Source organism: Rathayibacter sp. RFBD1, from assembly GCF_002932915.1.
Classification (GTDB): Bacteria; Actinomycetota; Actinomycetes; order Actinomycetales; family Microbacteriaceae; genus Rathayibacter.
On the sequence record NZ_PSWQ01000012.1, the window covers coordinates 56,058 to 80,668 of the forward strand.

The following is a 24,611-nucleotide window of genomic DNA, read 5'->3' on the forward strand; positions in this document are numbered from 1 at the left end:
AAGGGACCGCGCATGCGGATCATGTTCGTCGTCACGTCGCTGCACGGCGGCGGGGCCGAGTTCGTCGCCCGCACCTGGATGGGCTGGCTCCTCGAGCAGGGCCACCACGTCGACGTGGTCACCACCTCGGTGAAGGGCACCGACGAGTACCTCCCCGAGGGCGCGGTGCTGCACCGCATCGGCGAGGGCAAGGGCCACGTCGGCAAGGCGCGGATGCTCAAGGAGCTGTTCCGCCGCCGCACCCCCGACGTCGCGGTCGCCCTGCAGGGCTACCCGAACATCGTGCTCCTGGCCTCGGCCGAGATGACCGCGAAGGCGGACCGCCCGAAGACCATCGTGAGCGAGCGCAACCTCGTCTCGCTCGGCATCCCGGGCTTCTCGAGGACCCAGAAGGTGCAGCTCGGGCTCGCCAAGACGCTCTACCGCCGCGCCGACCACGTCATCGCGATCTCGCACCCCGTCGCAGGCGAGCTCGTCGCCGGCTTCGGCGTCTCGGGCGAGCGCTGCACCGTCGTGCCGAACCCGGCGACCGCCAAGGTCGACCGCTCCCGCCAGGTCTCGCGCACCCCCGGCACCGCGGCGGGCCTGCAGATCGTGCTGCCCTGCCGCCTCGTCGTCCAGAAGCGCCCCGAGCTCGCGATCCTCGCGGCCGAGGAGCTGGAGCGCCGCGGCATCCCCGCGAAGGTCGTCTCCTTCGGCGGCGGCCCGCTGCTCGGCAGCATGAAGGCGGAGGCGACCGCGCGCGGCGTGGACTTCCAGGACATGGGCTGGGTCGAGGACTGGTTCCACCACTTCGACGAGAACGCCGTCGTGCTGCTCCCGTCGCTGCGCGAGGGCTTCGGCAACGTGCTGGTCGAGGCGGCCGCCGCCGGCGTCCCCTCGGTCGCCGTGTCCGGGGCGCTCGGAGTCGCGGACGCGATCGTCCCCGGCCTCACCGGCGAGCTCGCGCTCACCCCCTCCGCCTCCGACCTCGCCGACGCGCTGATCCGCGCGAGCGAGCTCGAGATCACCGGCATCGACCGCTGGCTCGACCGCTTCTCGCTGGAGTCCAGCGGCCGCGACCTCGAGACGGTGCTCCGCCGGGTCGTGGGGCAGAAGTGAGCCTCGTCTCGGTGGTGGTCCCGGCGCACCAGGAGGAGGCGCACCTCGCCTCCGCCCTGGAGCGCCTGCTGCGGCAGACCCACGCCGAGCTCGAGATCCTCGTGGTCGACGACGCCTCGACCGACGGGACCGAGGCGATCGGCCGCGCGTTCGCCGAGGAGCACGAGCGGATCCGCTACCTCCGCCAGGACGAGAACCAGGGCGTCGCGGCCGCTCGCGAGCGCGCTGTCGGCGAGGCCGCCGGCGAATGGGTCTGGCTGGTCGACGCCGACGACGAGTGGCCGGAGACCGCGGTCGAGGCGATGCTCACCGCGGGGGAGGCGGGCCGCGCCGACGTGGTGGTCGCCCAGGCGGTCACGGTCGACGCCACCGGATCCACGCCCGTCGGCTCCCTGCGCGGCCCGCTCGCGCTCTCGGGCCGGGGCGCCTTCACCGCGCTCCTGGTCGGGGAGCTGACCGGGCACCTCTGGAACAAGCTGTTCCGCCGCGAGCTCTTCGACGGCATCGACTTCACTCGGATCCGCCAGCACTCGGACCAGGCGCAGGTCGCGCAGCTGCTCGCCGCGGCCGACGAGGTCGTCGTCGTCCCCGACTCCGTCTACGAGTACCGCCTCCGCTCGGGCTCGATCATCCGCTCGGGCGCGAAGCGCGCCGACTCGCTCGCCGGGCTCGCCGCCGTGATCGAGCGGACGGCCCGCGGGCTCGACCCGCGCCTCCTCGACTCGCAGGACTACTCCTACTACCGCGCGCGCTTCTCCCTGCTCTCCCGCTTCAAGGACGCCACCTCGGGCGCACACAGCCCCGAGGAGGCCGACCGGCTCTGGCGGGCCGCGCACGACGAGGCGGGGCTCCGGCACCTGGTCGCGCTCGTGCGCCGGCGCGACCTGAAGCGCTCCGTCCTCTTCGGGCTCGCCGCCGCGGCGCCCGCGCTCTACCGTGCGGCGATGAGCGCCGGGAACGGACGCCGGTGACCGTCGTCCCCCCGGTGAGCGGAGAGGCCGGAGTGCGCTTCCCGGCAATCGAGTCCTCGTCACTATTCCGTCGAATGTGCGGCGCGGACGATACACCCTTAGTCTTGATCCTCGGTCGCATTCTGCGACCGAGCCTGCGTCCTTCTCTGAGCCTTGTTCACCTCGGATGGAATTCACGAGCGGTACGACCGGGCACAAGGGGGAGAGAATGAAGCTGCTGAAGCCTGCGGGCGGGGCCCGACGCGAATGGGTGGATTTCGCCAAGGGTGCCGCCATCCTGATGGTCGTCTACTACCACACGTCGTTGTACCTCGGTGACATCGGGGTCGAGAACACTCTCGGCCGCATCAAGGTCGTGTTCGAGCTGTTCCCGATGCCCCTCTTCTTCCTGGTGTCCGGTCTCTTCGGCTCGCGCATCCGCACCTGGAGCTTCGGCGACCTCTGGCGCCGCAGGCTGTACCCGCTTCTCTGGCTCTACGTGGTCTGGTCCGTGATCCGCATGGCCTTCTACCTGGTCGTGCCGCTCGCGAACGGCGGACTCGGCGAGCTCCCCGCGACCGACCCGCTCAACCTGCTCCTGCTGTTCTTCTGGCCCAGCAGCAGCTACTGGTTCATCTACGGCCTCGTCCTCTTCACGCTCGGCGCGTGGCTCCTGCGCAAGGTCGACCACCGCGTGCAGGTCGCCCTCGCCGCGGTGATGGGGACGATGTTCACCACCGGTCTCCTCAACACGACCAACGTGGGCTGGAACCGCATCGGCGCCCTGTTCGTCTTCTTCCTGGTGGGCACGCTCTACTCGAAGAGGATCATCGACTTCGTCGAGCAGAAGGGGAGCCGCGCGTTCCTCTACGTCACTCCGGTCTTCGTCGTGCTGAGCGCGGTGCTCTTCCTCTTCCCGATCCGCTGGGTGCCGTTCCTCGCCCTCGCCGGCCAGATGGCCGCCGTCGCGATGGGCATCCTCGTGTCGCGGGCCCTCTCACGAGTGCGATTCCTGAACTTCTTCACGATCTGCGGCGAGCGCAGCCTGCACATCTACCTGCTGCACCTCTACTTCATCGTGATAGCCATCACGATCCTGCGGGTGATCCTCCCCGAGGACCGCTCCGAGATCGGCGGCTTCGAGGTGCCGCTGCTGCTGGTCGTGATGGTGCTCGCGGTCGTCCTCTCGCTCTTCGTGACCCGCTACCTCTCGAAGGTCAAGTGGATCTACGTCCCCCCGGCCGCCCTCGGCGGCCCCGGCAAGCGGCGCAAGCCCGTGCCCGTCCCTGCGCGCGGCCCCGGAGTCGTCTCCGATCCCGTCGCGGTCCCGGCCGATGAGCCCGGCACCTCCCCCAGTCACGAGAAGAAGAGAGCGGAGTCCCACGAGTGAAGACGACACGAGCACGCAGAGCCGGAGTCCTGGCGGCCGTCGTGGCCGTCGCCCTCGGGCTGGCCGGCTGCTCCTCGCAGCCCGAGCCCGTCCGCACGCCCGACGGCTTCACGACGGAGAAGGCGATCGAGTACCGCTCGGTCGACGGCGTCTCGCTGAAGGCCGACGCCTGCCTCCCCACCGCGGGCGGCACCGACCGCCCCGCGCTGCTGATGCTGCACGGCGGAGGGTTCGTCGACGGCGCCCGCGACGAGGGCGGGATGACCGAGCTCTGCGAGTACTACGCCGAGCGCGGCTTCGTCTCGGTCTCCGTCGACTACCGCCTCCTCCAGGACAGCCGGTACCCCGGCCAGATCGAGGACGCGCAGGCCGCCGTGGAGTGGCTGCGCGAGCCCGCGCAGGTCACGCGCTTCGGCCTCGACCCCGCCCGCATCGGCGTGATGGGCAGCTCCGCCGGAGCGATCATCGGAGCGACCATGGGCACGCTCGGCGAGGGCTCCCTCACCGAGGGCTCGCGGGTCAAGACGGTCGTCGCCTTCTCGGCGGTCGCCGACATGACCGAGACCGGGATGTCGCTGGGCACGCCGGTGCCCGAGGCGAAGGAGCAGATCCTCTCCTACCTGGACTGCGACGAGATCGACTCGACGACCTGCCCGCAGAGCATCCCCGCGTCGCCGATCACCTCGGTCGACTCCACGGACGCCCCGCAGATCTGGCTGACCTCCGAGGACGAGCTCGTCCCGGTCGAGCAGGCCGACGCGATGCAGGTCGCCCTGCAGGACGCCGGAGTGGCGTCCGAGGTCGGCGTGGACGGCTCCGGCCACCACGGGCTCCAGAACAACACCCCGAACAACAAGAAGGCGATCCTCGCCTTCCTGCAGGCCCACCTCTGATCCACCGCTCCCGCGCGAAACCTCGCGGCCGGGTCCGCGCAACGCGGACGACACATCACGACGCTACAGTCAGACCCCCTGCACTCCGGTGCAGTCGACGAAAGGGACACCACACACCATGACCTTGAACGGACTGTTCGCCGGCATCGGCCGGAGGTGGGTCTACATCGTCGCCTTCGCTCTGCTCGGCGCCGTGGCGGCCCTGGTACTCAACGCCGTCCTCCTCCCGCAGTACAAGGCGGACGCACGCGTGTACGTCGCGGTCTCCTCGTCCGGGGTCCTCTCGACCGCGGACCGGGTCGCGGCCAACAGCGCCGCCTCCCAGGCCACGGTCACCTCCGTCGCCCTCGGCACCTCGGACACCGTCCTGCAGGGCGTCATCGACGGCCTCGGCATCGACGAGCCCATCGAGGACTTCGCCAAGCGCGTGACCGTCCTCGCCGAGCCGGAGTCCGTGGTCATCACGATCTCGGCCACCGACCCCTCGCCCGAGCAGGCCGCGGTCATCGCCAACGCGGTCGCCGCCCAGCTCGACGCGGCCGTGAAGGGCGCCGATCCGGCGACCACCACGAACGGCGTCGCCGTCCCGCAGATCCAGCTCCAGGTGCTCAGCCAGGCGCTCCCGCCGGAGCTGCCGGTCACCGGTGGCATCCTCGTCCTGCTCGCGCTCGGCATCCTCGGCGGCGCCGTGGTCGGCGTGGGAGTGGCGATCGTGATGACCGCCCTCGACCGCCGCCTCCGCAGCGGCGACGACGTCCGCTCCGCGATCGACCGGCCGCTGCTGGGCATCGTCCCGGTCAAGGCCACCAAGCTCGACGAGATGCTGAACTCGACCGAGATCCCGGCCCGCTACTCGGCCGTCGCGTTCGAGCTCTCCGCCATCGCGCGCACCCGCTCGTACTCCTCCTTCGCGATAGCCCCGGCGTCCGAGAAGACCCCGCACACCGCCAGCGCGGTGCTGCTCGCCAAGGCGCTGGCCGTGCTCGGCTCGTCCGTCGTGATCGTGGACGGCACCGCCGAGGGCTCGGCTCTCGCTTCCGCCTCGGGCGGACGCCCGGGCCTGCGCGAGGTGCTCGCCGGAGCCGCCTCGCTCGACGACGCGATCATCAAGCGCTCGACCGACCGCGTTGACCTGCTCCCCGCGGGCGGCGCCCAGGCCGGCACGCCGATGCCGACCGACGCCCTCCGCGCGCTGGTCGAGGAGCTCGAGAAGGTCTACGACATCGTCCTGATCGTCACCGGCACCCTTGGCGCGACCGAGCAGTCGCCGACCTTCCGCGGAGTGGCCGACGGAGCCGTCCTCGTTCTGATCGAGGGCAAGGTCGACTCGCCCCAGGCCGCCGCCGACGTGCACTGGATCGAGACCGCCGGCACCCCCGTGGTCGGCGCGGTCGTCCTGGCCCGCCACAAGCTGCAGAAGGCCCCCGCGATCGTCTGATCGCGTCCTCGCACGCTGCGGAAGAGCGCACCCCGGCCCCGGCCGCGGTGCGCTCTTCCGCATCCGGGGACTGCGCGGTGCCCGGGGGCCCGGCTTGCCCTCTCTCCGGGCCCAGCCGGCCCCTCCGACGCCTGGCCGGCACTCCAGCCCCCTCCACCCCTCCGCGAGCCCGCTCACTCCGCGAGCCCGCAGAACTCGCGGTACTCGCGCTCGACTCCGCCCACCTCCGCGGACTCGGCAGGAGGCGGCGTCACCGTCCGGGCCCGCGGACTCTCCGGGGCCTGGCCCACCCGTCCGTCCTTCCTCAGCGTCTCCAGCGCCCGCCGTGGCCTGATCACGTGCCTCACCGGCTCCCGGGAGCCCGCTCACCCCGCGAGCCCCCACAAGTCGCAGTACTCGCGCGCGACTCCGCCCACTTCCGCGGACTCGACAGGAGGCGGCGTCGCCGTCCGGGCCCGCTCGACTCCCCGGGACCTGCCCGGCCCGTCCAGCCCTCTCCAGCGCCCGCCGTGGCCGGACCAGGTGCCTCACCGGCTCCCGGGAGCCCGCTCACCCCGCGAGTCCGCAGAAGTCGCCGTACTGGCGCGCGACTCCGCCGACTCCCGCCTGGTCGGCGGGAGGCGGGCACACGCAGAACCGCCGCCGTCGAGGGGACGACGGCGGCGGTTCTGCGCGCGGGGAGCGGATCAGGTCACGGCGTGCAGGCCACGTTCCCGATCAGGTCCTTCCCGGAGTTGGAGCAGCTCAGCGTGTTTCCGCTGGTGGACCAGTTGGACGGCTGGTGGAGGTAGACCACCGCGTTGCTGGTCTTCAGCGCGAGGTTGCCGCTGATGGTGTTGTCGTTGCCCGAGCCGTCGGCGCGGGTGATCACCTGGTAGCCGTAGGTGGTGGTGCCCGCGGCGGAGTTGCCCGCGGCCAGCCAGCTGTTGCCCGAGACCAGGATCAGCGAGACGACGTCCGAGGCGAGCCGCGATCCACCGAGGACCGTGTTCCCGATGATGTCGCCGTCGAGGGTGCCCTCCTTGGCCTCGATCGGCTCGGCGCCGGTGTCGCTGATCGCGTTGTCCACGACCGCGATGCGGGCCGTGCGATCAGGGTTGCAGCTGTTGTACTCGCACCAGTTGCGGTCGGAGGTGCCGACGTAGACGCCCTCGCCGTACTTGGCGGAGACGATGCCGGTGCGGCGGATGGTGCTGCCGACGATCAGGGAGTCGGTGGTCTGGTTGCGGAAGTGGACCGCCTCGTAGCCGATCTCGCTCACCGTCAGGCCGGCCATCTGGACGCCCTTGCTGGCGAGCACCTGGATGCCCTGGAAGGAGCTGCGGACCGAGAAGCCCACGAGGTGCACGTCGCTCACCGTGTTCAGGATGAGCGCGGTGCCGCTCGAGGTGGATCCGGAGGTGAGGACCGCGTTGGGCGAGCCGCAGATCCAGATCGAGCCGGGCTGGGCGGCGGTGCCGCGGAGGGCGAACTTGCCGGTGTAGACGCCGTCGGCCAGGCGGATGACGTCGCCGGAAGAGGGGTTGGTCAGGGCCGTGACGAGCTGCGCCGAGGTCGACACCGTCTTGGTGGCGGCGGGGCAGTCGAAGGCCGCGAGCAGCGAGGCGCGGGAGGCGAGGAGGTCGGCCGTGGTGGTGGCCGACTCCTTCAGCCGCGAGTCGCGGCCGGCGTCGTCGGTCGCCGTGACGGTGTACGTGTAGGCGCGTCCCGCCTCGGCGGTCTCGTCGCGGTACTGGCGCACCGGGTCGGCGACGGTGCCGACGACCGTGTCGCCGGAGCCGTCCTCGTTCGAGCGGTGCACGTCGTACGAGACGACCCGGGAGCTGAAGGGCGCGTCCCAGGCGACGGTGTAGCCGTCGGTCAGGGGGGAGAGCTCCACGGCGTCGGTCGCGAGGCCGTCCTCGGCGAGGACGAACGCGTCGATGATCAGGTTCTTGTCGGTCGACTTGGAGTTCTTCGTCCCCGTGTAGGAGATGGTCACGGTGTGCGTGCCCTCGGCGAGGTCGGTCGTCTCGTAGACCGGCACCTGGTACTGCGCGGTCGAGCTGTAGCGGTCGACCTTGGTGACGGGTCCGCCGTCGACCGAGACCGCGGCGATGCCGGAGGAGGAGGTCTTCCGGCTGATCCAGCGCCACGACGTGCCGACGAAGGTGAACTTCACCGATCCGGCGGAGGTCAGGTACTTCATCCCGCCGCCGCTGTCGCCGCCCGCCATCGATCTCCACGAGCCGGTGTACTGCAGCGCGGGGTCGGTCTCCTGCACGAGGAGGCTGGTCGCTCCGGAGGGGTCGAGTACGGGGCCGTCGTCCTCGCCGCCGCCGGTCTCGTCGGTCGGCTCCTCGGTGGCGGGAGTCGCGCGGGTGATGTCGAACGCGTCGATGACGAGGTTCTTGTCGCTCGCGGAGCTGTTGGCCTTGCCGCTCCACGCGATCTTGACCGTGTGGACGGTGTCGGCGAGGTCCTTCTTCGTGAACACCGGGACCTGGTACGCCGTGGTCTTCGTGTACCGGTCGACCGAGGTGCTCGCGCCGTCGACCGTGACGGTGGCGATGCCGGCGGAGGCGGTGGTGCGGCTGACCCAGCTGAAGCCGGTGCCGCGGAAGCTGAACGAGACGGAGCCGGTGCTGTTGAGGAACTTGATCCCGCCGCCGCTGTCGCCGCCCGTCATCGTGCGCCACGAGCCGCTGTAGGTCAGCGAGGAGTTCGTCTCCTGGATCCGGGTGCTCTGCCCGGCGCCCGGGTCGAGAGTGGCCGCGGAGGCGGCGGGCGCCGTGAGGGGGGCGACCAGGATGCCGAGAGCGGCGATCAGAGCGGTGGTGAGGGAGAGGCGTGCGCGTCGTCGGCGAGGGCGGGTCGGGTCTGGCGTCGTCTGAGGATTCACGATCGGCTCCGGGTCTTCGAGGGGGCGTCGGGGGCGGTTCGAGGGGGCTGCTCAAGGGGGTGGTGCTGGTCCTCCCGACGCTATAGACGGGCCTTGCGACTGATGGCTGGATGAGACGGATTCAGGTTGTAGTGCCCCATTCGGGCGTGGTGGTCGGGCTTATATCAGCGATTCCGCTGAAGGACTGGCGAACCGCCGCGCATGCGTGTACACGGAACGGTCACACGCGCTGTCGACGACGGATCGGAGGGCGGATGTCGGATCGGGAGGGGACTCCGGGAATGCCCGTCCGCGGAATGGACGAGGGGGAGTGCTGCTCGGTCGAGGAACGGCGACCCTATCCGGCGACTCTGGACACGGCCCCGGGCCGGGCCGCTGGGCGAGAGAATTGACCGGGCGTTCACCGGGCCGACCCCGCGCCGAAACACTGCGATGATGGGCTCTCCACTGGTGATCGCCGTCGCACCCGCGTCGCGGATCACCCGCCGCGGGCGAGCGGCGGTCCCGACGAGAGGGAGGACGCGATGGACACGGCCACGACCGCGACCGGCGACCGCCCGTCCACCCCGCCGTCCCGGGAGCGCTTGAGGCGCCCCCGGGTCCGCGCTCGCACCGTGATCGGACGGCTCCTGCTCGTCCCCCTCGTGGTGCTCGCCCTCTTCGGCGCCGGGATCCCGCTCTACGTCACGCCCCCGATCGACCCGATCCCCGAGCAGGCGGACGCGGTCTTCGTGCTCGGCCCGTCCACGAGGGCGCGCGTCGAGTTCGCCCGCCGGATCATCACCTCCGGAGCGACGGACACGATGGTGCTCTCGGTCGGCCCCGGCGAGATGAACGCTCCCTACGAGGCCAAGAAGTACAAGAAGTGCAATGAGCCCGGCGGCGACGTCCTCTGCTACTCCGCCGACCCGCTCACGACCCAGGGAGAGGCCCGGCAGCTGCGCGACATGGCCGAGCAGTACGGCTGGGACCACGTCATCGTGATCACCAACGCCTCCCACCTCGTGCGCGCCGAGATGATCATCGAGCGCTGCTACTCCGGCGAGCTCTCGATGGTGCCCTCGGGCGAGCCGATGGGCCTGGACTACCTGGTGAACCAGTACGTCTACCAGACCGGCGCGTTCCTCAAGGCCTTCCTGGTCACCAACGGCTGTTGACGCGAGCACTCCTCCTCGAGCCGCCGAGCCCGCCTGCGCTAGTCTGCCCGGGGCGCCATCGGCCCCGAGCCCGCTCCTGCGGAGCCCGGCCGGCCCGGCCCACGACGGCAGCGCGGCAGGAGGATCGACCGGGGAGACCCGCGACGCTCCCCGCTCCGCACCGGTCACCCCCACGCGAACCCCTCCGAAAGGCCCGCCCGTGACACCTGCCCGATCGATCTTCGCCGTCGGCCGCGGCCAGTACGAGAACATCGGCGACATCATCCTGCGCCGCCAGCTCCTCGACTGGCTCCGCGAGTCGGGTCCGCTCCACGTCTACGTGGGCCACTCGCCGTGGGGCTACGACGACGGCCTGCGCCTGGGCCCGGACGACACGGTGTACCGCTCGCTCCTGCGCTGGTACGCGGCGCTCGCCCGCGAGGCCCTCGCCGGCCGGGCGAACTCGGTGTTCAAGCCGGGGGAGATCCAGCTGACCCTGATCGGGATGAAGGAGCACCTCGTGATGCTCCCGGGCATCGCCCTCGTGCGCCTCGGCGGCGGCCGCGTGATCCGCGCCGGCGTGGGCACCCGCAACTTCGCCCCGCTGCCCCGCGCGATCATGTGGCCCTCGATGGCGCTCTCGAGCTACACCCGCTGGCGCGACGACAAGACGGCCGGCTACATGCGCGTCGGCGCCGCCATGCCCGACCTCGGCTACGGCGAGGGCTCGAGCGACGCGGAGCTGACCGCGTTCGCCGCGCAGCCCGACGAGGAGCGGCGCATTCTGGTCCTCTCCCTCCGCGAGGACCACGAGGTGGACGCCCGCCCCTACCCCGAGCAGGAGTGGCTGGCCGCGATCAAGGGCTTCGCCGAGCGCGAGGACCTCGACATCGTCGTGGTCACGCAGGTCGCCGTCGACGCCGAGCGCTCCCGCCGTCTCGCCGCCGACCTCGACGCGGACATCCTCGACTGGGATCCCGCGCACACCCACGACGAGCACGAGATCCTGCTGCGCGAGCTCTACCGCACGGCCCGCGTCGCGATGAGCGACCGGCTGCACGTGATCATCATGGCGTTCACCGAGGGCGCGGCCCCGGTGAGCCTGCAGATGGACGGATCGACGAAGGCCTCGCGCCACTTCGAGACCATCGGGATCCACGACGTCACCGTCGACATGTCCCGGACGACCCCGGCCGCCGGCGTCGAGACCTTCTCCGCCGTGGTCGCCCGCCGGAGCGAGCTGCTCGAGAAGCTGCTCGTCGCCCGCGGACGCCTCCGCGGCGTCCGCGACGACATCCAGGCGCTGCTCGCCGTGCCGCCCCGCAGCCGCCCGGCCGCCGCGGCAGCTTCTGCCGGCCCGAAGACGCGGGTGTACCACGTCGGCCGCAGCGGAGAGGTCCCCGGAGGCATGACGCAGGTCGTCAACGGGTACCTGCGCTGGCCGTTCGAGCGCTCGGACGTCCGGGTGATCTCCTCCCGCACCGCTCCGGGGGAGCACGTCGCCGCGGCCCGCCTGGCCGCCGGCGCCGCCGCCCGCATCGTCGCGATCGCGCGCCGCGAGCCCGGCGCCGTGATCGTCGTCCACCTCTCGGAGCGCGGCTCGTTCCTCCGCGAGGGGTCCCTCCTCCGCCTCGCGCACCGCCTGGGCCTGCGCACGGTCGCCCACCTGCACGGCAGCGAGTTCGCCGCCTTCACCGCCGCGCACCCGCGCCTGGTGAAGGACGTGCTGCGCAGCGCGGACGAGATCATCTCGCTCTCGGAGGAGACCTCGGCGATCTGCCGCCGCTACGTCCCCGCCGAGCGCGTGCACCTCGTACCCAACGCGCTCGAGCAGGGCACCCCGCGCGAGAAGACCCGCACCGTCGTCTTCGGCGGCGTCGTCAGCCACCGCAAGGGCGTCGACGTGCTGCAGAAGGCGTGGGCGCAGGTCGAGGGCAAGGAGGGCTGGCGCCTGCTGGTCGCCGGTCCGATCCGCGAGCCGGAGGTCGTCGACCGCGGCGTCCCGGGGATCGAGTTCCTCGGCTCGCTCGAGAACGCCCGCCTGCTCGCCCTGCTCGACGAGGCGTCCATCGCCGTCCTGCCCTCGCGCGACGAGGCGATGCCGATCTTCATCCTCGAGGCCCTCGCCCGCGACGCGGCCGTCGTCTCGACCGCGGTCGGCGGCATCCCCGAGGTCCTCGGCGACGGCTGCGGCCGCGTGGTCGCGCCCGGAGACGTGGAGGGCCTCGCCGCCGCGCTGACCGAGCTCATCACCGACGAGGACGCCCGTGCCGAGGTCGTCGAGAAGGCCGGGGCGCGCTTCCGCGAGCGCTTCTCCGCCGACGCCGTGTTCCCGCGGGTGGAGGAGGTCTGGCTCGGCTGAGCCGCCTGCGACTTCGCCCCGGATCGCGCCCCGGGCCCCGCTCCGGGCCTGGGCGGAGCCGCGGGAGCGTAAAATCGCTGGAGTCCGCGTCGCCGTGCCGCCGCGCGCCCAGCCGTCCGCTCCCGGACGCCTTCTCCCTCCATCCCAGAGAGGCTCGACCGTGGCCATCGCCGCCGACTCCGACCGCCGCCTGTGGACCCTGCCCCTCGCGCGCGCCGTGATCGCGGCGGTCGCCGGCTGCGTCGTCACCTTCTCGCCCGACCACGGGCCCGCCTTCGGCCTCGCCGTCTTCGGCGGCTTCGCGATCGCGACCGGCGCCGTCTCGCTCGCCATCGGGCTCCGCAGCTGGAGCGGCCGGGCCCGCCCGCTCGCCCTCGGCTCCGCGGTGCTCACCCTGGTCGCCGGAGTCGCGGCGCTCGTCGCGCTCCCGGTCGCCAACCTGCTCTCCTTCGTCGCCCTCGTCGCCGGCTGGGCGCTGCTCTCCGGCTTCCTCGAGTTCTCGAGCGGCCGCCGCGGTCAGGGCCTCGCCGCCCGCGACTCCGTGATCGTCGGCATCGGCACGATGCTCCTCGGCGCCGCCTTCGGACTCCTCCCGCCCCATCCCGTCGTCACCGTCGGCCTCCTCGGCGCCTACGCCGTGATGGTCGCCGTGTTCCTCGCCATCGCGGCGTTCTCGCTCAAATGGGCCGCCGGCGCCGACGCAGCCACCGGACACGATCCCGTCGCCCCCACGACACCGACCTCCGGAGGAGACCGATGACCGCCGAAGGCCAGCAGCCCGACCCCGCCTCTCCCGCAGACCGCGCCTCGGCGGCCGACTCCGCCCCGGCGCGCGACCCCGGCGAGTTCACGCCCCGCACGTTCCAGCCGACCCGCAAGGACCGCCTGCGCCCGCTCGAGCTCATCGGCTTCTCCGCGGTGATGGCGGCCTTCGTCGGCCTGGTCGTCATGCTCTCGACCCGCGAGCCGGTCGTCGCGCTCATCTCGTTCGGCGTCGCCTTCATCGTCGTGCTCGTCGCGATCGCCATGTTCTCGCTGACCTTCAAGCCGGACGAGGCCGAGATCGCGGACATCGACGAGCAGGACTCCGCACACTAGGCGAGGGACGGCTCCGCCGCTCCCAGTCGACCGGGAGCACGCCGCGCGGGCGGATAGTCCCTTCCGCCGCGCATGCCGATCGAGCAGCCCGCAGGGCGTCTCGAGATCCCGCCTGCGCACGCGGGTGCCGCTTCCGCGTCGGTGGTCGCGCGTAGCGTGCGGAGGGTGGCGGAGGCGATCGGGCGGTGGTGGCAGCGGCGGCGGTTCTCGCGTGGCGCCGACGTCCCCTACGCGGTCGGCACCTACCGGGAGGCCTGGGCGTCCTACCCCGTCCTGGTGCGGCAGTACCGGCCCGAGTACAACGAGGGCATCGTGCTCAGCCAGATCCCGCCCGCGGCCGACGTGTACCTGTGCTGGCTCTGCGACGCCGGACACGTCTTCGTCGCCACTCCCGAGGAGCAGCGCCACCGTCCCGGCCGGGAGCGGCGCCGCTCCTCCTGGTGCCCCGACTGCGCCGAGCTCGCCTCGCCGCGCCTGCCCCGGGCCGCGCCGATGATCGGCGGCCGGCTCGTCGAGGTGCTCGCGCCGACGGCCGCCCCCGACGACGGCTCCTTCGTCCTCCTGGCGCCGCCCGCCGTGATCGCGCGGGGGCTCCCGATGTCCGCGTCGCCCACCGTCCGCGGGTCCGCGTCACCCGCCGACCCGAGCGGATCCGCGCCCGCCGCGTCGCCGACTCCTCCGTCCGCTCGATCGAGTCCTCCAGCTGCCGCCGCTCCGGCCGCGCGCCCGCCCGCGTGTGCCCGAAGACGCCGGACCTCCCCGTCGGCGAGCCCTTCGCGAGCCGGTGCGCGCCTCCTCCCGCCTCCGCCGTCGAGGCCCGGCTCCGGGCACTCCTCGTCGAGCGGCTCGTCTTCGATCCGGCGCACACCGCGGTGCGTCTCGCGCGGCCGTTCTTCGAGCACTGCGAGGCGTGGCCCGACCTGGTGCTCGGCGAGCTGCGCGTCGCGATCGAGTACGACTCCACCGGCCGTCACGGACTCGAGCACGTCGGGCACCGCGAGGAGGCCGACCGGCGGAAGGACCGCGCGCTCCGCTCCGCCGGATGGGAGGTGGTGCGCATCCGCACGGGGAAGCTGCTGCCGCTCGGCCCCCACGATCTGGTCGCCACGGGGGTCACGGCCGCGCTGGCGGACCGCCTGGTCGACCGGCTCCGCGATGTCCGCGGTCCGCTGCTCGTCGACGCCTGGGGGCGCTGACCGAGTCGCGCGGCGGCTGCGGGACGGTCCTCCGGGATCCGTCCCCGTCGCTCCCTCCCCGTCGCTCCCTCCCCGTCGCTCCGTGCCGGTGTCCGGCTCGGCGGAACGGGACCCGCCGACGCAGTGCCGGCGAGCGGGAACCGTCGAGTAGGAGCCGGCGAGTCGGAGCGGTCGAGTCGCAGCCGACCGCTCGCAGCCGACGCGTCAAAGCCGCAGGGCCAGCGCCTCGCTGCGCCAGCGGCGGTGCAGGGCCCAGGGGTCGGGCTCCCCGGCGCGCACGGTCTCGATGTGTGCGTCGAGCGCGGGGCTGCGCGCGAACCACTCGGTGCGCTCCAGGCGCTCGTCGGCGAACTGGGCGTGCCGGTGCTGCTCGAGCGCCCGCCCGCCGCGCTCGAAGGCGAGGAGCTCCTCGTGCCGGAGCCGGTGTAGGCGCTGCCGGGGATTTCCGCTGGTGCCGATCTTGATCCGCTCGCCGAAGCGGATGTAGTAGACGACGTCGACCCGGGGCGGCGGGAGCTCGCCGTCGGGAGCATCGCCGAGCCGCCACTCGCAGGCGGCGCAGAGCCAGGCGGAGGGGAGCCGGACGCCCAGGCGGGACCCGCACGCCGCGCACGGCGAGGGCAGGGCGTCGATCACGCCGTCCTCGCGGGCGACCCAGTCGTGCGCGAGCTCGAGGTGCGCCGCGCAGAGCGCGAGGGGGGCGCCCGTCTCGGCCGAGGAGGCGCACCCTCCGATCGCGCACGCTGACATGCCGCCGACGCTAGGTGCGACCCCCGACATCGCGCCGCCGTCGACCGCGCCGCCGCGAGCACGCAGGAGTCGGAGTGCTCGCTCTCGAGGACGGCGGCACCCGCGCGCTCGCTGCCCGGCGGATCAGCTCAGGCGGTCGACCAGCGACGAGGCGAGGCCCGTGTAGCCGCCCGGCGTCAGCGCCAGCAGGCGCTCCTTCGCCGCGTCGCCGATGTCGAGACCCTGCACGAAGACGGCGAGGTCGTCGGCACCGAGGCGCTTGCCGCGGGTCAGGTCCTTCAGCAGCGCGTACGGGTCGGTGATCGAGGAGCGGCCGGCCGCCACCTCCGCGCGGATCACCGTCTGGATCGCCTCGGCCAGCACCTCCCAGTTGCCGTCGAGGTCGGCGGCGAGGGCGGTCGGGTCGAGGTCGATCTCGAGCAGGCCGCGCGCGATGTTGTCGAGGGCGAGGAGGGAGTGGCCGAACGCGACGCCGATGTTGCGCTGCGTGGTCGAGTCGGTGAGGTCGCGCTGGAGGCGCGAGGTGACCAGGGTCTGCGCGAGCGAGTCGAGCAGGGCGCTGGAGAGCTCGAGGTTCGCCTCGGCGTTCTCGAAGCGGATCGGGTTGATCTTGTGCGGCATCGTGGACGAGCCGGTCGCCCCGGCCTGGGGGATCTGCCGGAAGTAGCCGAGCGAGATGTAGGTCCAGACGTCGGTGCAGATGTTGTGCAGGATGCGGTTCGCGTGCGCGGCCCTGCCGTAGAGCTCGGCCTGCCAGTCGTGCGACTCGATCTGGGTGGTCAGCGGGTTGAAGACGAGGCCGAGGGAGGTGACGAACTCCTCCGCGAGGGCGGGCCAGTCGGTGCCGGGGTCGGCGGCGAGGTGCGCGGCGAACGTGCCCGTCGCTCCGCTGAACTTGCCCAGGTACTCCGTCGCCTCGATCTGCGCGACGACCCGCTCGAGCCGGTACGCGTAGACGGCGAACTCCTTGCCCATCGTGGTCGGGGTCGCGGGCTGGCCGTGGGTGCGGCTGAGCATCGACTCGTCGCGGTAGCGGACGGCCAGCTCCCGGAGCGACGCGACGACCGAGCGCAGCTTCGGCAGCCAGATCTCGCCGACGGCCTGGCGGACCACGATCGCGTAGGAGAGGTTGTTGATGTCCTCGCTGGTGGCGGCGAAGTGGGTGAGCTCGGCGATGCGCTGCAGGCCCAGCTCCTCGAGCCACTGGCGGACGAGGTACTCCACGGCCTTCACGTCGTGGCGGGTGCGGGCCTCGAGGATCGCCAGCTCGTCGATCTCGGGCTGGCCGAAGTCGCGGGCGCGGCGGCGCAGCTCCTCGGCGGTCGCCGCGTCGACGGGCTCGGAGCCGAAGAGGCGGCGGTCGGTCAGCGCCAGCAGCCACTCGACCTCGACGTGCACCCGCGCGCGGTTCAGCCCCGCCTCCGAGAGGTACTCGCCGAGCGACGAGACGGCACCGCTGTAGCGGCCGTCGAGGGGGCTCAGCGGCTGGGTGGGGAGCGAGGTCATGCGGTGGTGCCTTCCGGTTCTCAGGTGTCCTGCGCGAGGGCGGCGCGCGCGTCGGTGGAGTCGGGGCGGACAGAGCGGTTGCCGCGCAGTCCTGGTTCGATCTGGGCGAAGAGGGCCCGGCAGGCGCGCTCGATCAGCGCGAGCACCGAGTCGAACGCCGCCGCATCGGAATAGTAGGGGTCGGGGACGTCGCCCTGCGGGGAGAGGGCGGGCTCGAAGTCGAGCAGGCGGCGGATCTTCTGCCGGTCGACCTCGGTGCGCGCCCAGGAGCGCAGCGCGCGCTCGTGCCCGTGGTCGAGCGCGACGACCAGGTCGAACTCGGCGAAGCGGGACGGGTCGAAGAGCTGGGCGCGGTGGCGGCCCCCGTCGAAGCCGTGCCGCTCCAGCGCTGCGAGGGCGCGGCTGTCGGCGTGCTCGCCGAGGTGCCACTCGCCGGTGCCGGCCGAGCTGATCTCGATCGCGGAGCCGAGCCCCGCCTGCTCCGCCAGGGAGCGCAGCACCACCTCGGCCATCGGCGACCGGCAGATGTTGCCGGTGCAGACGAAGCACACGGCGAAGGCCGAGGGCGCAGGGGAGTCGGGGGTCACCCGCCCATCATGGCGCACCGCGGCTCCTCCACAGCAGGCCGATCGCGGCCGTCGTCCACCGATGGCGCGCGCGGCCTCCCGGGCGGCGGCGGCGCGGCCGATGCCGGCTGCCGAGCCCGCGGTGTCAGTCCTGACGGCGGCGGAGGAAGGGGCGCAGGAGGAGGCCGATGAACCAGTTCACCAGGGCGAGCACGAGGGCGCCGAGCACGCCCCACCAGAAGCCGTCCACGACGAGGCCGAAGCCGAAGAGGCCGCTGATCCAGGCGGTCACGAGCAGCAGGAGGCCGTTGACGAGGAACGAGACCAGGCCGAGCGTCAGCACGTACAGGGGGAACGCGACCACCCGCACCACTCCGCCGACGACGGCGTTGACGACGCCGAAGATCACCGCCACCAGCAGGTACGTGAGGACCGCCGCTGCGGGGCCCTCCTCGTACGGGTCGACGCGCACGCCCGCCACGACCAGGGTCGTGAGCCAGATCGCGACGGCGTTGGTCAGGAGGCCGAGGAGGAGTCTGCTCATGCCTCCACTATCCCCGCAGGCGGGGCGGGCCGCGAGCCGGGGCTCAGGTGAGGGGCCCGCCGATGGTCGGCTCGGGCGCAGGAGTGCAGAGGCGGGGGTCGTCGGCGCAGGTCCGCGGAGGGAGCACCGCGGTGGGCTCGGGCTGCGGCAGGGGCTCCGCCGTCGGCTGCGGGGCCTCGGTCGGCTCGGGGGCGGGCGCGGGAGCCGGCTCCGGAGCCGGGGGATCGGGCGTCGGCTCCTGGGTGGGCTCGGGCGCACTGGTCGGCCGGGGAGCGGCGGGAGGCGCGGGGCGCGGGGGAGGAGCGAATCCGCTGCCCGGCTCCGGGACGAGCGGCTCGCGCGCCTCGATCACGGCGACGGCCAGCGGAGCGACCGCGGCTCCCGAGGCGAGGGCGCTCCGGAGCTGCTCGACCGCGTCGGTCAGCACCGCCCGCCGGGACGTCGATCCGCGACCGGAGGCGAGGGCCGACGTGGCGAGGCCGAGCACGCGCTCGGCCAGCGCCGTCCGCTGCTCCCCGGCCGCGGTCGTCGCGGTGGTGATGGCGTCGGCCGAGACTCCCTCGAGCGCTGCGTTCAGGGATCCGATCGCCACCAGCAGATCGGTGCGGGCCGCGCCCGCGACGGTGCCGTCGGTCGCGGTGAGGAGCGCGAGCGAGTCGTCCCGCAGCGCGAGGCCGGCCTCGCGCGCGGCGGTGTAGGCCGGGGGAGCGGCGACGTCGATGGACGTCTCCCGGAGAGTCGGGGTCGCCTGCGTGCCCTCCGCGGAGGGAGTGCATCCGGTGAGCGCGCCGGCGGCGATGAGCAGGGCGATCGCGGCCGTGGCGCCCCGGAGGAGCGGGCGCGCACCCCCGCGCCGCTCGGCTCGCCCTCGACTCCGCATCACTGCACCCTAATCGGGGGACGGCCGCCGTGGGCGCCGGTCAGTGGGGCGGTTCGCGCATCCGAGACCCGGGTCGGCCGCACCTCCGGGCCGCACCGGCGGCGCTCGACCGGTGGGAAGGGGGCCCGGCGCACACCCGTCGAGGGCGGGGGACGGCGCGCGCGGAACGGCGGGGCGCCCGCCGCCGCGCCGCCTAGCATGGGGCGGGTGACCGACCAGCAGGAGCCTCCCGTCCGCCTCCGCCCCGAGATCCTGGCGCTCCCCGCCTACAGGCAGGGCCGCGCGGCCGCCGCCGACGCCTTCAAGCTCTCCTCCAACGAGAACCCGTTCGACCCGCTGCCCTCCGTGCTCGCGCGGGTCCGCGAGGTGGACGACTTCAACCGGTACCCGGACGCGGCGGCGACCGCCCTGCGCACAGCGCTCGCCGCGGAGTACGGCGTCCCGATCGAGGAGGTGATCGTCGGAGCCGGCTCCGTCGCGGTCATCGCCCAGCTCATCACCGCGGCGGCGGGCCCGGGCGACGAGGTCGTCTACGCCTGGCGCTCGTTCGAGGCCTACCCCTCGCTCGTCACGACCGCGGGCGCCACCAGCGTGCGCGTGCCGCTGCGCGCCGACGACACCCACGACCTCGACGCCATGGCCCAGGCCGTCACCGAGCGCACCCGCCTGCTGATCGTCTGCAGCCCCAACAACCCCACCGGCACCGTCGCGACCGCCGACGACGTCGAGGCGCTCCTCGAGCGCGTCCCGGGAGACGTCCTCGTGCTCCTCGACGAGGCGTACGCCGAGTTCGTCGACGACGAGCGGGCCGTGGACGGCACCCGCCTGCTCGGCCGCTACCCGAACCTCGTGATCGCTCGCACCTTCTCCAAGGCGTACGGCCTCGCCGGCCTCCGCGTCGGCTACGCGATCGGCCACGCGCGGATCCTCGACGCCGCCCGCTCCACCGCCATCCCGCTCTCGGTCACCCGGTTCGCCGAGACCGCGGCGGTCGCCTCCCTCGAGCACCGCGAGGAGCTCCTCGAGCGCGTCCACCGCATCACCCGCCTCCGCGACGACCTCTGGCGGGCGCTGCTCGACCAGGGCTGGACGATCCCGGAGTCGCAGGCGAACTTCCTCTGGTTCGACACCCGCGAGGACACGGCGCGGGCGGCCGAGGTCTTCGAGCGCGCCGGGGTCGTGGTCCGCGCGTTCCCGCCGGAGGGGATCCGCGTCTCCGTCGGCGAGGCGCGCTCTGTCGACAAGCTCCTCAGCGCGGCGGCCGAGATTGTGGCTTCCCTCCCCGAGGGCCACCCCGCGAGACGGATAGGTTAGTCGGGTGGTAGCCACCAGCACGGAGTCGCCGACTGTCCAGTTCCTCTCCGCGGACGGGCGGTTCTCGCCGACCCCCGCGGCCGAGCAGTACGCCTCCTACCTCGACGGGGTGGACGAGGCGCAGCACCGCTCCTTCTACCGCGAGATGGCGGTGGTCCGCCGCTTCGACACCGAGGCCGCGAACCTGCAGCGCCAGGGCCAGCTCGGGCTGTGGGTCCCGAGCCACGGGCAGGAGGCGGCGCAGGTCGGCTCCGCGTTCGCGATGCGCCCGCAGGACCACGTATTCCCCTCCTACCGCGAGCACGTCGTCGGCAAGATCCGCGGCATCGACCTGCTCGGCGTCCTCGCGCTCCTGCGCGGCACGACGCACGGCGGCTGGGACCCGACCGACCCGACGAACGGGAACTTCCACCTCTACACGCTGGTGCTGGGCTCCCAGGCCCTGCACGCGACCGGCTACGCGATGGGCCTCACCCTCGACGGAGCGACCGGCACGGGCGACCCCGAGAAGGACGCGGCCGTCGTCGTCTACTTCGGCGACGGCGCCTCCAGCCAGGGCGACGTCAGCGAGGCGATGGTCTTCGCCGCGAGCTACCAGGCTCCCGAGGTCTTCTTCCTCCAGAACAACCACTACGCGATCTCGGTCCCCGTGGCCACGCAGTCGCGCAGCCCCCTCTACCTCCGCTCCTCCGGCTTCGGCATCCCCGGCGTGCAGATCGACGGCAACGACGTGCTCGCGAGCTACGCGGTCACCGCCAAGCACCTGCAGGACGCGCGCTCCGGCGGCGGTCCCCAGTTCATCGAGGCGCTGACCTACCGGATCGGCGCGCACACCTCGAGCGACGACCCGACGAAGTACCGCACCGACGACGAGCTCGCCTCGTGGGTCGCGAAGGACCCGATCACCCGCTTCGCCGCGTTCCTGCGGAGCGAGGGCGTGGAGCAGTCCTTCTTCGACGAGGTCGACGAGGAGGCGAAGGACTTCGCGTCCGACATCCGCCGCCGCCTCCTCGCCCTCGAGGTCCCGCCCACGGGCGTCATGTTCGACCACGTCTACTCGGAGCCGCACGTGCTCGTCGAGGAGCAGAAGGCGTGGCTGCAGCGCTACGAAGAATCGTTCGGAGGCGAGTGATGACGATCGACACCAGCACGACGGCCGCGCAGCCGCCCCTCACCGGGTCGCAGCTCGAGTCCATGTCCATGGCCAAGGCGCTCAACGCCGGCCTCCGCCGCGCGATGACGCAGGACGACCGCGTCCTCCTGATGGGCGAGGACATCGGCCCCCTGGGCGGCGTCTTCCGCATCACCGAGGGCCTGCACGCCGAGTTCGGGGCGAAGCGCGTGCTCGACACGCCGCTCGCCGAGTCCGGCATCGTCGGCACCGCGATCGGGCTCGCGATGCGCGGCTTCCGCCCGGTCTGCGAGATCCAGTTCGACGGGTTCATCTACCCGGCCTTCGACCAGATCACCTCGCAGCTGGCCAAGATGACCAACCGCCACGAGGGCGCGATCACCATGCCCGTCGTCATCCGCGTGCCCTACGGCGGGCACATCGGAGCGGTCGAGCACCACCAGGAGAGCAACGAGGCGTACTTCGCGCACACCGCGGGCCTGCGCGCGGTCAGCCCGTCGACTCCCAACGACGCCTACTGGATGATCCAGGAGGCCATCGCCTCGGACGACCCCGTCATGTTCTTCGAGCCCAAGAGCCGCTACTGGCCCAAGGGCGACGTCGACCTCAGCGGGTCCGCCGCGCCGCTGCACGCCAGCCGCGTCGTCCGCCAGGGCACCGAGGTCACGCTGGTCGGCTGGGGCCCGATGGTCGCCGTCCTCCTCCAGGCCGCCGAGCTCGCGGGCGAGGAGGGCACGAGCGTCGAGGTCGTCGACCTGCGCTCGCTCTCCCCGATCGACTGGGAGCCGCTGCTCGCGTCGGTCCGCAGGACCGGCCGGCTCGTCGTCGCGCAGGAGGCGTCCGCGAACGTGAGCCTCGGCTCCGAGATCGCGGCGACCGTCACCGAGCGCGCCTTCTTCTCGCTGGAGGCGCCGGTCCTCCGGGTCGCCGGCTTCGACACCCCCTTCCCGCCCGCCAAGGTCGAGAAGCTCTTCCTCCCCGACGTCGACCGCGTGCTCGAGGCCGTCGACCGCTCGCTCGCGTACTGACGCGCGCGACATCCGCCCGCACGAGCCCACAGGAGTCCCCCCGATGACAGAGCAGTTCCTCCTCCCCGACGTCGGCGAGGGCCTCACCGAGGCCGAGATCGTGGCCTGGAAGGTCAAGGTCGGCGACGAGGTGGCCGTCAACCAGGTCCTCGTCGAGATCGAGACCGCCAAGTCGCTCGTCGAGCTCCCCTCGCCGTTCAGCGGCACCGTGGTCGACGTGCTCGTCGACGAGGGCCAGACGGTCGACGTCGGCACCGCGATCATCACCGTCCAGGCCGGAGCCGGCTCGATCGGCTCCGAGGTGCCCGCGATCCCGGCCCGCCTCCGTGCCGGCCGCCGCCGCGCTCCCCGTCATCGCGAAGCCGCCGATCCGCAAGCTCGCGAAGGACCTCGACGTCGACCTCCTCGAGGTGCAGGCCACCGGCCTCGCCGGCGAGGTCACCCGCGACGACGTCATCCGCCACGCCTCCCAGGCCAGCGTCTTCCGCAACATCCAGACCCCCGCCTGGGGCGACGACCGCGAGGAGCGGATCCCCGTGCGCGGCGTCCGCAAGGCGATCGCCGCCGCGATGTCGACGAGCGCGTTCACCGCGCCCCACGTCAGCGTCTTCGTCGACGTCGACGCGACCCGCACCATGGAGTTCGTCAAGCGCCTCAAGAACTCGCCCGACTTCGCCGGCGTCAAGGTCTCGCCGCTGCTCATCATGGCCAAGGCCATCATCTGGGCCGTCCGCCGCAACCCCACCGTCAACTCCGCCTGGACCGACACCGAGATCGTCGTCCGCCACTACGTCAACCTCGGCATCGCCGCGGCCACCCCGCGCGGACTGCTCGTCCCCAACGTCAAGGACGCCCAGTCGATGAGCCTCCTCGAACTGGCCCAGGCCCTCGAGAAGCTCACCCTCGACGCCCGCGACGGCAAGACCACCGCCGCCGACATGCAGAACGGCACCATCACCATCACCAACATCGGCGTCTTCGGGATGGACACGGGCACCCCCATCCTCAACCCCGGCGAAGTCGCGATCATCGCCCTCGGCACGATCAAGCAGAAGCCCTGGGTCGTCGACGGCGAGGTCCGCCCCCGCTTCGTCACCACGGTCGGCGGCTCCTTCGACCACCGCGTCGTCGACGGCGACGTCGTCAGCCGCTTCGTCGCCGACGTCGCCAGCGTGCTGGAGGAACCGGCGCTGCTGCTCGACTGAGCGGGCGGTGCTCGATCGGGCGGGTTCCTCCTTCGTCGTCATCCGCTCCGCGGTCGGCTGTACGAGGTGGGGGCGTGTCGCGGAGCGGGGAGCGTACCGCTACGGCGAATCGCTGGAACGCGATTCGGCGGTCAGCTCGGCCCTGCGGGCGAGCGTGCGCTGACGTGGCTCGGCCCTGAGGGCGAGCGTGCACGGATGCGGCTCGGCCCTTCGCTGTCGAGGGAGGGCGGGTGGTCTCCGCTGAGGGTGCGGTGGGCGCCCGCGACGGCGGGAGCGGGGGAACGGCAGCGGTCAGCGGGGGGAGACGGCGAAGGAGTGCAGGGCGAGGGCGTCGCTCAGGCGGGCGGCGACGCGGGCGCCGCGGACGCTGGTGCCCTGGGGGTCCAGCGGCGGGCTGACGACGGCGGCGCCGAGGCGGCCGGGAGCGGAGAGGACGAGGGCGCCCGAGACGCTCGACTTGGCGGGGACGCCGACCGCGCGCATCCAGCGGCCCGAGCCGTCGTAGACACCGCACGTCGCCATGACCGCGACCACGTCGCGCGCGACCGACGCCGGCACGACCCGCTCGCCGGTCCCCGGGTGCACGCCGCCGAACGCGAGGGTCGCGCCCATCGCGGCGAGGTCGCGGACGTCGACCAGCACGGCGCACGCCCGGGCGTACGCGGAGACGGCGTCGTCGGCGCTGCGGTGCAGGGTGCCCTCCGCGCGCATCAGGTGCGCGAGGGCGTGGTTCCGGTCGCCGAGGAGGTGCTCGTCGGCGGCGACGCTCTCGTCGACGGAGAGCGGGCGGCCGGCGAAGGCGGAGAGGCCGCGGAGGATCCGCTCGCTCCGGCCGTCGGCGTCGCCCCCGTCGACCAGGGCGGCGGTCAGCAGCGCTCCCGCGTTGACCATCGGGTTCGGCGGGCGCCCGGTGCCGCTCTCGAGCTTGAGGGCGTCGAAGGCCTCGCCGGTGGGCTCGATGCCGACGCGGTCGAGCGCGTCACCGCCGGTGTCGAGGAGCGCGAGCGCGAACAGGAACGGCTTCACGGCCGACTGGATGCTGAACCGCTCCTCCGCGTCGGCGGTCGCGCGGACGGACCCGTCGGGCAGGACGAGCGCGATCGCGCAGAGTCCCGGCTCGGCGTCCGCGAGCGCGGGGATGCTGTCGTCGACCTCGCCCCCGTCGTCCGGCAGCACCTCCCGGCGCAGCGCCTCGAGGTCGAAGGCCAGGGGATCGGGGAGGGGGCTCATCCGTCCACTCT

General features: G+C 72.8%; 20 protein-coding genes and 1 pseudogene. 14 read left to right on the forward strand and 7 right to left on the reverse strand.

Going from position 1 to position 24,611, the window contains the following annotated elements:
• Positions 1-12 precede the first annotated feature (12 nt).
• The 5 genes from C5D50_RS06085 (at position 13) to C5D50_RS06105 (ending at position 5,772) form a co-directional block, all read left to right on the forward strand.
• On the forward strand, positions 13-1,101 hold the full coding sequence (locus C5D50_RS06085) for a glycosyltransferase (RefSeq protein WP_181067812.1): 1,089 nt from the start codon (positions 13-15) through the stop codon (positions 1,099-1,101).
• On the forward strand, positions 1,098-2,072 hold the full coding sequence (locus tag C5D50_RS06090) for a glycosyltransferase family 2 protein (protein WP_181137312.1): 975 nt from the start codon (positions 1,098-1,100) through the stop codon (positions 2,070-2,072). Before C5D50_RS06085 ends, C5D50_RS06090 begins: the two co-directional genes overlap by 4 nt.
• A 208-nt stretch (positions 2,073-2,280) precedes the next feature.
• Entirely contained in the window at positions 2,281-3,441 is a 1,161-nt protein-coding gene (locus C5D50_RS06095) for an acyltransferase family protein (RefSeq protein ID WP_104353481.1), read from the forward strand.
• Positions 3,438-4,334, forward strand: coding sequence for an alpha/beta hydrolase (locus C5D50_RS06100; protein ID WP_104247646.1), 897 nt, complete (start codon positions 3,438-3,440; stop codon positions 4,332-4,334). Before C5D50_RS06095 ends, C5D50_RS06100 begins: the two co-directional genes overlap by 4 nt.
• Before the next feature lie 118 nt (positions 4,335-4,452).
• A complete protein-coding gene (locus tag C5D50_RS06105) occupies positions 4,453-5,772 on the forward strand; it encodes a Wzz/FepE/Etk N-terminal domain-containing protein (RefSeq protein ID WP_104226623.1) in 1,320 nt (439 codons plus the stop codon).
• A 691-nt stretch (positions 5,773-6,463) separates the two neighbouring features.
• Here the strand turns inward: C5D50_RS06105 and C5D50_RS06110 are convergent.
• Positions 6,464-8,653: a hypothetical protein gene (locus C5D50_RS06110; RefSeq protein WP_104283053.1), complete on the reverse strand. Its 2,190-nt coding sequence runs from the start codon at positions 8,651-8,653 to the stop codon at positions 6,464-6,466.
• A 524-nt stretch (positions 8,654-9,177) separates the two neighbouring features.
• Here C5D50_RS06110 and C5D50_RS06115 point away from each other — a divergent pair.
• From C5D50_RS06115 to C5D50_RS16995, 5 genes are all read left to right on the forward strand, one after another.
• Positions 9,178-9,810 (forward strand): YdcF family protein, encoded by a 633-nt coding sequence (locus C5D50_RS06115; RefSeq protein ID WP_104283055.1) that lies wholly within the window; start codon positions 9,178-9,180, stop codon positions 9,808-9,810.
• Between the two features lie 199 nt (positions 9,811-10,009).
• A complete protein-coding gene (locus C5D50_RS06120) occupies positions 10,010-12,151 on the forward strand; it encodes a glycosyltransferase family 4 protein (RefSeq protein WP_104283056.1) in 2,142 nt (713 codons plus the stop codon).
• Positions 12,152-12,311: 160 nt separating this feature from the next.
• Positions 12,312-12,911, forward strand: coding sequence for a DUF308 domain-containing protein (locus C5D50_RS06125; RefSeq protein ID WP_104283057.1), 600 nt, complete (start codon positions 12,312-12,314; stop codon positions 12,909-12,911).
• The gene (locus C5D50_RS16825) at positions 12,908-13,249 is read left to right on the forward strand and encodes a hypothetical protein (protein ID WP_258059918.1); all 342 of its coding nucleotides are present in this window, start codon (positions 12,908-12,910) and stop codon (positions 13,247-13,249) included. The genes C5D50_RS06125 and C5D50_RS16825 overlap by 4 nt, the downstream gene beginning before the upstream one ends.
• A 734-nt stretch (positions 13,250-13,983) precedes the next feature.
• Positions 13,984-14,445 carry a hypothetical protein gene (locus tag C5D50_RS16995; protein ID WP_374955382.1) on the forward strand — a complete coding sequence of 154 codons (462 nt, stop codon included), beginning with the start codon at positions 13,984-13,986 and terminating at the stop codon, positions 14,443-14,445.
• Positions 14,446-14,649: 204 nt separating this feature from the next.
• On the opposite strand, the gene C5D50_RS06140 is transcribed toward C5D50_RS16995, so the two are convergent.
• The 5 genes from C5D50_RS06140 to C5D50_RS06160 form a co-directional block, all read right to left on the reverse strand.
• Entirely contained in the window at positions 14,650-15,195 is a 546-nt protein-coding gene (locus tag C5D50_RS06140; RefSeq protein ID WP_104233549.1) for a GIY-YIG nuclease family protein, read from the reverse strand.
• A 123-nt stretch (positions 15,196-15,318) separates the two neighbouring features.
• Positions 15,319-16,701 (reverse strand): adenylosuccinate lyase, encoded by a 1,383-nt coding sequence (gene purB / locus C5D50_RS06145; RefSeq protein WP_104283058.1) that lies wholly within the window; start codon positions 16,699-16,701, stop codon positions 15,319-15,321.
• Between the two features lie 20 nt (positions 16,702-16,721).
• Positions 16,722-17,288 carry a low molecular weight protein-tyrosine-phosphatase gene (locus tag C5D50_RS06150; RefSeq protein ID WP_181137313.1) on the reverse strand — a complete coding sequence of 189 codons (567 nt, stop codon included), beginning with the start codon at positions 17,286-17,288 and terminating at the stop codon, positions 16,722-16,724.
• A 124-nt stretch (positions 17,289-17,412) separates the two neighbouring features.
• Positions 17,413-17,811 (reverse strand): phage holin family protein, encoded by a 399-nt coding sequence (locus tag C5D50_RS06155; protein WP_104237970.1) that lies wholly within the window; start codon positions 17,809-17,811, stop codon positions 17,413-17,415.
• Positions 17,812-17,854: 43 nt separating this feature from the next.
• Entirely contained in the window at positions 17,855-18,691 is an 837-nt protein-coding gene (locus tag C5D50_RS06160) for a hypothetical protein (RefSeq protein ID WP_104288955.1), read from the reverse strand.
• A gap of 198 nt (positions 18,692-18,889) precedes the next feature.
• Between C5D50_RS06160 and hisC the strand changes: the two genes are divergently transcribed.
• The 4 genes and pseudogenes from hisC (at position 18,890) to C5D50_RS06180 (ending at position 23,370) form a co-directional block, all read left to right on the forward strand.
• Complete coding sequence (hisC, locus tag C5D50_RS06165) at positions 18,890-20,005, forward strand: histidinol-phosphate transaminase (RefSeq protein ID WP_104283060.1); 1,116 nt, start codon at positions 18,890-18,892, stop codon at positions 20,003-20,005.
• A gap of 4 nt (positions 20,006-20,009) precedes the next feature.
• Complete coding sequence (locus tag C5D50_RS06170; RefSeq protein ID WP_104226633.1) at positions 20,010-21,137, forward strand: thiamine pyrophosphate-dependent dehydrogenase E1 component subunit alpha; 1,128 nt, start codon at positions 20,010-20,012, stop codon at positions 21,135-21,137.
• Between the two features lie 62 nt (positions 21,138-21,199).
• Entirely contained in the window at positions 21,200-22,165 is a 966-nt protein-coding gene (locus C5D50_RS06175; protein ID WP_181027250.1) for an alpha-ketoacid dehydrogenase subunit beta, read from the forward strand.
• A 43-nt stretch (positions 22,166-22,208) separates the two neighbouring features.
• Positions 22,209-23,370, forward strand: a pseudogene (locus tag C5D50_RS06180) (dihydrolipoamide acetyltransferase family protein).
• 291 nt (positions 23,371-23,661) lie between these two features.
• Here the strand turns inward: C5D50_RS06180 and glsA are convergent.
• The gene (gene glsA / locus C5D50_RS06185) at positions 23,662-24,600 is read right to left on the reverse strand and encodes a glutaminase A (RefSeq protein WP_104288956.1); all 939 of its coding nucleotides are present in this window, start codon (positions 24,598-24,600) and stop codon (positions 23,662-23,664) included.
• Positions 24,601-24,611 lie beyond the last annotated feature (11 nt).